This is a genomic window from Mesorhizobium sp. M1322 (genome assembly GCF_040318085.1).
In the GTDB taxonomy this organism is placed as follows: domain Bacteria; phylum Pseudomonadota; class Alphaproteobacteria; order Rhizobiales; family Rhizobiaceae; genus Mesorhizobium.
Genome location: NZ_JAMYLP010000042.1, coordinates 37,497 through 45,487 on the forward strand (window position 1 = coordinate 37,497; position 7,991 = coordinate 45,487).

General features: G+C 59.3%; 6 protein-coding genes and 1 pseudogene. 5 read left to right on the top strand and 2 right to left on the bottom strand.

Annotated elements, in window-relative coordinates; all coding sequences use genetic code 11:
- Window positions 1-203: 203 nt before the first annotated feature.
- From NKH12_RS17100 to NKH12_RS17115, 4 genes are all read left to right on the top strand, one after another.
- Window positions 204-509 carry a hypothetical protein gene (locus tag NKH12_RS17100; RefSeq protein WP_352954209.1) on the top strand — a complete coding sequence of 102 codons (306 nt, stop codon included), beginning with the start codon at window positions 204-206 and terminating at the stop codon, window positions 507-509.
- A 282-nt stretch (window positions 510-791) separates the two neighbouring features.
- Window positions 792-1,604 carry a porin family protein gene (locus tag NKH12_RS17105; protein WP_352954210.1) on the top strand — a complete coding sequence of 271 codons (813 nt, stop codon included), beginning with the start codon at window positions 792-794 and terminating at the stop codon, window positions 1,602-1,604.
- Between the two features lie 91 nt (window positions 1,605-1,695).
- Complete coding sequence (locus NKH12_RS17110; protein WP_502910806.1) at window positions 1,696-2,955, top strand: alpha/beta hydrolase; 1,260 nt, start codon at window positions 1,696-1,698, stop codon at window positions 2,953-2,955.
- 103 nt (window positions 2,956-3,058) lie between these two features.
- Entirely contained in the window at window positions 3,059-4,072 is a 1,014-nt protein-coding gene (locus tag NKH12_RS17115; RefSeq protein ID WP_352954211.1) for an Lnb N-terminal periplasmic domain-containing protein, read from the top strand.
- A 151-nt stretch (window positions 4,073-4,223) separates the two neighbouring features.
- Here the strand turns inward: NKH12_RS17115 and NKH12_RS17120 are convergent, their stop codons facing one another.
- Together NKH12_RS17120 and NKH12_RS17125 are read right to left on the bottom strand one after the other, a co-directional pair.
- Window positions 4,224-4,751, bottom strand: a complete 528-nt coding sequence (locus NKH12_RS17120) for a hypothetical protein (protein ID WP_352954212.1) — start codon at window positions 4,749-4,751, stop codon at window positions 4,224-4,226.
- Between the two features lie 338 nt (window positions 4,752-5,089).
- Window positions 5,090-5,235: pseudogene (locus tag NKH12_RS17125) on the bottom strand (IS5/IS1182 family transposase); the annotation flags it as partial.
- Window positions 5,236-5,422: 187 nt separating this feature from the next.
- Here NKH12_RS17125 and NKH12_RS17130 point away from each other — a divergent pair.
- Window positions 5,423-7,498 carry a mechanosensitive ion channel family protein gene (locus NKH12_RS17130; protein ID WP_352954213.1) on the top strand — a complete coding sequence of 692 codons (2,076 nt, stop codon included), beginning with the start codon at window positions 5,423-5,425 and terminating at the stop codon, window positions 7,496-7,498.
- Window positions 7,499-7,991: the final 493 nt, after the last annotated feature.

Below are 7,991 nucleotides of genomic sequence, written 5' to 3' on the forward strand. Positions count from 1 at the left end.
GCCGCGGCGGGTGACAACGGATCAATAGTCAGGCGACCTCACCGGCAGCGTAGTTGGAATTTTCGATTTTTAGGGCTGGTGCCGACCGAACTCGCTACTGGATGTTCAGAAATTACCCTGTCGCCCACGTAACTTACATTCCGCAGGCGCCTCCATGCGATAGGCTAGGGTGGTTTCGGAAACTGCGAATTAGCGCCATGAGGATGGACAACGAACCGGCTGATAGAAAAAGAGCCGTCTCGGCGGCAGTGCGTCGGTTCCCGCAATTTGAATTAGCGATCCATCGGCTGATGGGCCGAACTGAGGGTTTTCAGGATATGTGCGAGGAACTTGCAGAAGCGGAGCTCGCACTGTCGAGGATCGACAAGGTCCCGCCGGCATTGCGCGAGTCCAGACGAGCCGAATGGCAGGAACTGGTGGATCGGTTGGTTGGGGAAGTCGGAGCCGTGCTGCACGCGGACGCCACCCGCAAACCGCATGTCATTCCTTGGCCGCCACGCCAGGACTAAACGGAGGCTGGCTTGGAATTTCTGTCTGGCAATCGACCTGTATGCGGTATTGGGCGGTGGCCCGACGGCTTCGGATTCCGCACGGGAATTGCCCTGCTGTTCCCGAAGTAGGCCCAGCACTGTCTGTGACAGCCACGAACAAATGAACCGCTTTCGACAGGAAAAAACAATCGGAAGCCGATATCATTAGCTGAGCAGCGCGAATACATATATGTTGTCACTGCGGACGCAAGACGATCGCATCGGACATGAAGTAAAAGGCGGAATTAGAGGGGACTTTATATGGGAATCATCCGAGCTCTCGTGTTGGCTTCGGCGGGAACAGCGGCAGCGCTGCTTGCGGTGCCGGCGATCGCTGCGGACGCTGCCACGCAACTTCCTGAAGCCGCGCCCGTGCCTGCTGAAGCCGCGCCGGCCTGGACCTTCACCGCAGAGCCCTATTTCTGGATGGCAGGCATGAAGGGCAGGGTCGGCGTCAGGGGCCTGTCGCCGGTAGACATCGACGTCGATTTCAGCCAGATTTTCGACCACATCGATTGGTCCCCCCCGCCGGTTATGCTTGCCGGTGAGGCGCGCAATGGCCGCTACGCTCTTTTCACTGACTTCATCTACCTGGGACTCGAGGCCGATGGCACGTCGGCCGGCCCGTTGGCTCTTTTTTCGGCCGAAGTGAACATGAACACGGTGGTGTGGACCTTCGGCGGCTCCTATCGGGTCGTCGACAATGGCACCGCAAGCTTGGACGTTCTGGCCGGCGGACGGCTCTGGTACCTGGACACGGATTTGACGGTTACTGGCCCTCTCGCCGTAAGAGAGGCCAGCGGCAGCAAAACTTGGGTTGACCCCATTATTGGTGTGGCCGGCGATGTTGCTCTCGGGAACGGATTCGGACTCCATGGCGAGGCGGATATCGGTGGCTTCGGCCTTGGCGCCGACATCGATTGGCAAGTGCAGGGCACGCTTCAATACCGGTACAGTGATTCGGTCACGCTGGAAGCCGGCTATCGCTACCTTGCCGTAGACTACGAGGACGACGGATTTGTGTTCGACATAGCAATGCAGGGGCCAATCATCGGCGCCAGATTTCGGTTCTGACTGGATCTGAGCCTGGGATGACTTCGAACGGGAGAAGAGTTTGGGGAACTGTTTCGTGAACCCGCCCAAAGTCGGACGTGTCAGCAACGTTTTGTTGGCGTCGGCCTTGGTTGGCCTGCTGTGGGGGTGCGCGTCCCGTCCGACGAATGTGCTGCTGCCCGTGGCCGATACCTCCCCTTCCTCCAGCAAGGTTGAGATGCTGGTCACAACGACACGCAGCCGTTCCTCCAATCCGGCACAAATGTATACGGGCGAGCGCGGACTGGCCCCCTCGTTCGCGGAAATTACGGTTTCGATCCCTCCGCCATCGGTCCGCAAGGTTGGAGAGGTCGCATGGCCCAAGAAGCTGCCATCGAACCCGGCGACTGATTTCGCAGTCGTGCAGGCCCAAGAGTTGACGCTCCAGACAGCGAAGGGGTGGCTTAGCGCCTCTGTCAGGAAGAGCCCGGATCACAGCGTCCTCGTCTTTATTCACGGATTCAACAATCGCTTTGAAGACGCGGTCTATCGCTTTGCGCAGATCGCGAAGGACACGGGCACGCAGAGCGTCCCGATCCTGGTCACATGGCCGTCCCGAGGCAGTGCGCTGGCGTATGGCTACGATCGTGAAAGCACCAACTACACGCGAAATGCGCTTGAACTGCTGTTCCAATATCTTGCCCGCGATCCTGAGATAAAGGAAGTTTCGATCCTCGCCCATTCGATGGGCAACTGGCTTGCATTGGAAGGCTTGCGGCAGATGGCCATCCGCAATGGCGGCCTTCCGGCGAAGTTCAAAAACGTCATGCTGGCTGCGCCTGACGTCGATGTCGACGTGTTTCGCACTCAGATTGCCGACATGGGCAAACAGCACCCGCAGTTCACCCTCTTTGTCTCGCAGGACGATCGCGCGCTCAAAGTTTCGCGCCGGGTCTGGGGCGATATCCCCCGGCTCGGATCGATTGATCCGGAACAAGCTCCATACAAGGAAGAACTCGCCAGCAACAATATAACCGTCATCGATCTGACGAAAATCAAATCCGGAGATCGTTTGCATCACGGCAAGTTCGCGTCGTCACCGCAGATCGTGCAACTGATCGGGGCGCGTATGGCCGGCGGCCAGACGTTGACCGACAACAGGATAGGCCTGGGCGACACGATCATTCACGCAACGACCGGTGCGGCGGCAGCGGCGGGCAGCGCGGCAGGGTTGGTGATTGCGGCACCTGTTGCAGCGGTCGATCAAAACAGCAGAGAAAATTTAGGCAATCACATCGGCGCCTTGACGGGTTCCCAGACTAGCCGGAAACCGAACCCTGGCAGCAAGGATTGCGCTGTCTCCTCCCCGACTATCAAAGACTGCAAGAAATAATCATTCGTCGAGCCAAAGAGGCAGCACTGAAGCCGGATGACGGGAGGGTCAACCGCATCCGCAGGAACGTTGCCACGGTTCCGTCTGGCTAAAGGGGGAATGAATGCGTCGCGTCGCTCGGATCTCGCTTGTCATCATCCTTTCACTAGCCGTCGCAATCCTGACTGCCTGGGCCGGACTTGCCATCTGGTATCGCCTGCCCGTGGCTGAGCTTGGACGGGCTGTGGCCGGCGGCCTTTTCATCTTGTTCGGCCTCGCTACCGTCATCGCGCTCTTCAGCCGGCTTCGCATCAGGGCGCTTGTCCTGTTTGCAGCTGCGTTTGCTGTGGTTCTGGTTTGGTGGAGCACCATCAGGCCTTTCGATCATGCGGACTGGGCGCCCGACGTCGCCCGTCAGGTAACCGGCGCCCGCGACGGCAATCTGTTGACGCTGACCGATGTGCGCGACTTCGAATGGCGTAGCGACACTGATTTCACCGAACGCTGGACAACGCGCACCTACGACCTCTCCAACGTTCAGACGGTCGACCTCTTTATGTCTTATTGGTCCGGGACCAAAATCGCCCATGTCATCATAAGCTTCGGCTTTGCAGGCGGTGACTTTCTTGCCTGGTCGATCGAGGTGCGGCGCCAGGGAGACGGCAAGTTTTCCCCCATGGCAGATCTGTTCAAGAGCAATCCCCTGGTCATTATTGCGGCTGACGAGCGAGACGTCGTCGGTGTCAGGTCAAACATTCGCGGAGAGGATGTCCAAATCTATCGGCTAAAAGTGTCACCGGAAGCGGCCCGGGCGCTCTTGCTGGAATACGTCTTGGACGCAAATGCACTTTCCAAGACTCCGGAGTTCTATAATTCCATTACGACGAACTGCACGACCACGATCGTCAAGATGATGCGAGCGGTCGGCGACGTGGTCCCGCTTGACTGGCGCCTCATCGTTAACGGCTATCTTCCGGAGTATGCGTATGCACGGGGTGCACTCGATATCAGCTTGCCGATGTCGGTTCTGAGGGAGGCAGCCCACATTGACGGCCGTGCGCGGGAGTCGGGCCTTTCGCCAGACTTTTCAAGATTCATCCGTGTTGGCGTACCGTCTCCCATCGCAAATGCGCATTGAGCTGCATCATGGCCGGCGAACGCGCCACCCAAGAAATCCAGCCGCACGGTGCCCGACTAAACGTCGGGTAGAATAGAATTGCCAATTCTGTTTCAAACGCCAACTTCGAGTTCCGGACCTATGAAAGGCAAATGAGTGGTCAGAGCTGGGGTCACTGCTTGAGGCACTTGCGGCCCATTGCCATTGCCTTGAAAGTCCCCTTCAGATCGACGACAAAGGCCCCCTTGGTTTCCGGAAACACGATCATTTCATATTGCTTCGCTACGTCGCGCTTGAACTTCGGGTCGTCTGTCAAGATGTAGCCGCCAGAGTATCCACCCTTGAGTTCGCCGCTCGTGCTGGTGGCCACACCACTATAGAGACGGCCGCCGATTGAGACGAAGATTTCCGACTTGTTCCCGTTCTGAAGGCCGATATCCTGCTTCGTGAACACGCCAAGATATCCGACCTCCTGATTTGCGGTAACGCCCATTTGCACCGAACTTGGGCCATCTGAGTGCACGATCAAGCAATCTCCGCGGGTTTGATTGGCATAGACGGTCCAGCCCTCGACGTCGTCCCCGTATCTGACAAGCACATCGCTGGCCTTGGGAAGGGGGTTTTGATCTTGTGCGTAGGCTGTCATCGTAGACGAAAGTGCTACTGACGTTGCCGCGATGAGTGTCATGAATTTTCGCATTGATATTCCCCTTGTGTGCAAAATTGTTTTTGGCTATGGGCGCCCCTATCGATTGCCCAGAGGCTGCTGTCCTCTTGCGGGGCGAGGCGGTATTATGCGCTGTGAGTGACCTTGGCCGATCGGCTCACGTCAGGGAACGTAAATAACTGTAACCTACGGGCTAATGCTGGCCAGCGCACTGCAACCGTTCAGTCCTCGACGCCATCGACAAATGGCGGTTGGGCACACACACGAACGCCGCCTAGTCGACCGTGAACAATCTTGACCGCTGAGCGGCAAGCTGCTTCGGCCGGTTCAGAAACGCGGCGATCAAGAGTCACAAAAATTGGTTCCGCCGGGGAGAAGATATAGCCGGCTGCGGCCAGGATGGGCCTTGATCGCATCGCCTTGGGTGTGAGCGAGGTAATTGCGGCCCAATTCTGTGTTCGTTCTTGATTTGGCCGATCACCGGCTCGACGGCCGATCGCCCCCGCATCTGGCGCCTGCATGGAGTTGGCGAAGCGGACCTTCCAGTTTAGCAAGGTCCTGTATTTATGCACCTTATCGTTTGACGAAAACATCCTTGCTGACGTCTCCCGGGAGACGTATCATGCAGCCAGCACAGTTGCCCTTAAAAGGGGAGGAGCCGCTATGTGCGGAAGCAGCTGCGGCGTTCAGAACTCGGGGGACTCATGAAAAACATGCTGCGCCTTGGGTTCTTGCCGGCTGTCGTTGTGCTCTTGCTGGCGCTCTTGCCGGGAACTTCGCTCGCTCAACAGCCGTCCCCCGACGTCCCGCCCGAAAAGGCAAAGCAGTTCCTCGAGCTTTTGTCCGATCCAGAACTAAAGGCATGGCTCGAGAGAAAGATTCCAGCGGCCACGGACGAACCCGGCCTGTCCATTTCCGAGGACATCTTGAGCCTGGAGGCGGGTATCCGTGCCCGTATCGGCGCGCTCGGTGCCGCGATCCCGCGCCTGCCGGAAGAACTGGCGCACGCTGCGGGCGTTGTTTCGCGTGACGTGAACTCCGGCAGGCCAGGGTTGGTAATCGGCATTCTGGCGGTCCTGATTGCGGTCGGATTCGGGGCCGAGTGGCTGGTCCGACGAGCGCTCGCCAGGACGAGGAGCGCGGTTGCCCAGGAAGATGCTGGTCAGGCGATCCTCTTCGAGACTGTCGCCCTGCTGACTTTTGCGCTCGCCAGCACCGGTTCGTTCTTGGCACTCGGATGGCCACCCTTGCTCCGCAGGATCATTCTGACCCTGCTTCTTGCGTTCATCGCGTTCCGTATCGTTCGCGCGGCGGCCCGATTGCTTTTTGCGTTCGGCGGTTCGACGGGCGACCCCTCGGACAGGCCGACTCCGCTTTTCGAAAGCGAGGCTTCGATCCGCTTCTGGCGGTGGCGAGTCAGCCTTGTGGCCGGGTTTTTGTTGTTCGGCTGGGCAATCGCCAGCCTCATGCCTGGCCTGGGCTTCTCGCAAGAGGTTGCAGAGCTCGCCGCCTTCCTGTTCGGGCTTGGTATTCTGGCGACCGCGATCGACGTCGTCTGGCAACGGCCCGACGGGCGAGGCTCTCTGGTCAAGCAGTCGTTTCTCACCTTGTTCCTGATCCTGCTTTGGGTGGCTTGGGTCACCGGCCTGCTCGGCGTTCTGTGGCTTGGTATTTTCGCCCTGGTGCTGCCGACAGCCTTGCGCGGCGTCGGCGCCGCGGCACAGGCCTTCGCAGGCAGGTCGAAACGCAGCGGCGCGATGGGCGTCGTACTCAACGTGCTCATTGTCAGGGGCTCCAGGGCGGCGGTCATTGCCGCGGCGGTCGCATGGCTCGGCTATATCTGGCGGATTAGGGCCGCGAGCCTCGCTGGCAGCGAAACCGGCGGCTTCCTGATAACCGGGCTGCTCCACGGCATCATCATTTTGCTGATTGCCGACCTGCTCTGGCAACTGTCGAAGTCCCTGATCGAATATCGCATGAACCTCGCGCCGGCAGATGCAAGCAGCGCGGATGTGCTGGCTCGCAGCGGCCGGCTGCGCACGCTGCTGCCGATATTCCGCAACGCCCTTGCCGTGTTCATAGCCGCCGTCACCGCGCTAACGATCCTCGCTGGGCTCGGCGTGCAGATACTCCCGCTGATTGCCGGCGCCGGCATCTTCGGCATCGCCATCGGCTTCGGCTCGCAGACCCTAGTCAAAGACGTGCTGAGCGGCGTGTTCTACATGATGGACGACGCCTTCCGGGTCGGTGAATACATCCAGAGCGGCAGCTACAAAGGCACGGTCGAATCCTTCAGCCTGCGTTCGGTGCGTCTGCGTCATCATCGCGGCCCCATCTATACCGTCCCGTTCGGTGAGCTCGGGGCGGTCCAGAACATGAGCAGGGATTGGGTGATCGACAAGATCACGATCGGCGTGACCTATGATTCCGACGTGGACCTCGCGCGCAAGCTGATTAAGAAGATAGGCCAGGAACTGGCAGCCGATCCTGAATTTGCGGCCGACACAATTGAGCCGCTCAAGATGCAGGGCATCGACAATTTCGGGGATTATGCGATCGTTCTCAGGATGAAGCTGACGACGAAGCCCGGGACCCAATTCGGCATCAAGCGGCGCGCCTTCATGATGATCAAGGCGGCATTCGCGGAAAACGGCATCAAAATCGCCGTGCCGACCGTCCATGTTGAGGGCGGCGGAGCGACCGCGGCCGCTGCACACCAGGCCTACGAGGCATCGAAAAAGAGCAACGCCCCTTTGGAGGTGGTGAGGGGCGCGCCGTAGTGCTGGGCGATATTATCACCTGTGAGCACCGATGAACGGGAGTGACAGCGTCAACCCCAGGGCTTAGATTGGACTATACTTCCTGGGCTGTCGAGAGCGCCGCAATCCGGCGCGGAGGGGTTGGGCGATGGAAGAGATACATCCCGTTGCGGTGAAGCATCTGCCGCCGTTCATTACGTCCCCCGGTCAGACTGACATTCTGTTCGTCTTGATGATGGTCTTCCTCATCGGCATCGTCCTTATCATCGGCAACCTCTACCCCGCGATGGCTGTTTCTGCACATGGTAGACACGGTCGGAATCGTGCACGCCGGGATCCTGCGGGCTCAGGCGCTGCTGCTTCCGGTGCAGACCCTGGTCTTGACGGGCCACTGACGCGGGACGCATGCAAGGAGGTCGGCTAGCTGTGAGCTTTCGGGAGGTTGTCCATTCGGACCGGACCGGGGAGACTGGAGTTACCAGGCTTCAGCACTCACCGGAGGGTCCGAATGAAC

Excerpts from the sequence above, each read along its gene's own strand:
- NKH12_RS17105 (WP_352954210.1), top strand. The coding sequence starts at position 792 with ATGGGAATCATCCGAGCTCTCGTGTTGGCTTCGGCGGGAACAGCGGCA.
- NKH12_RS17115 (WP_352954211.1), top strand. The coding sequence starts at position 3,059 with ATGCGTCGCGTCGCTCGGATCTCGCTTGTCATCATCCTTTCACTAGCC.
- NKH12_RS17100 (WP_352954209.1), top strand. The coding sequence starts at position 204 with ATGGACAACGAACCGGCTGATAGAAAAAGAGCCGTCTCGGCGGCAGTG.
- NKH12_RS17130 (WP_352954213.1), top strand. The coding sequence starts at position 5,423 with ATGAAAAACATGCTGCGCCTTGGGTTCTTGCCGGCTGTCGTTGTGCTC.
- NKH12_RS17120 (WP_352954212.1), bottom strand. The coding sequence starts at position 4,751 with ATGCGAAAATTCATGACACTCATCGCGGCAACGTCAGTAGCACTTTCG.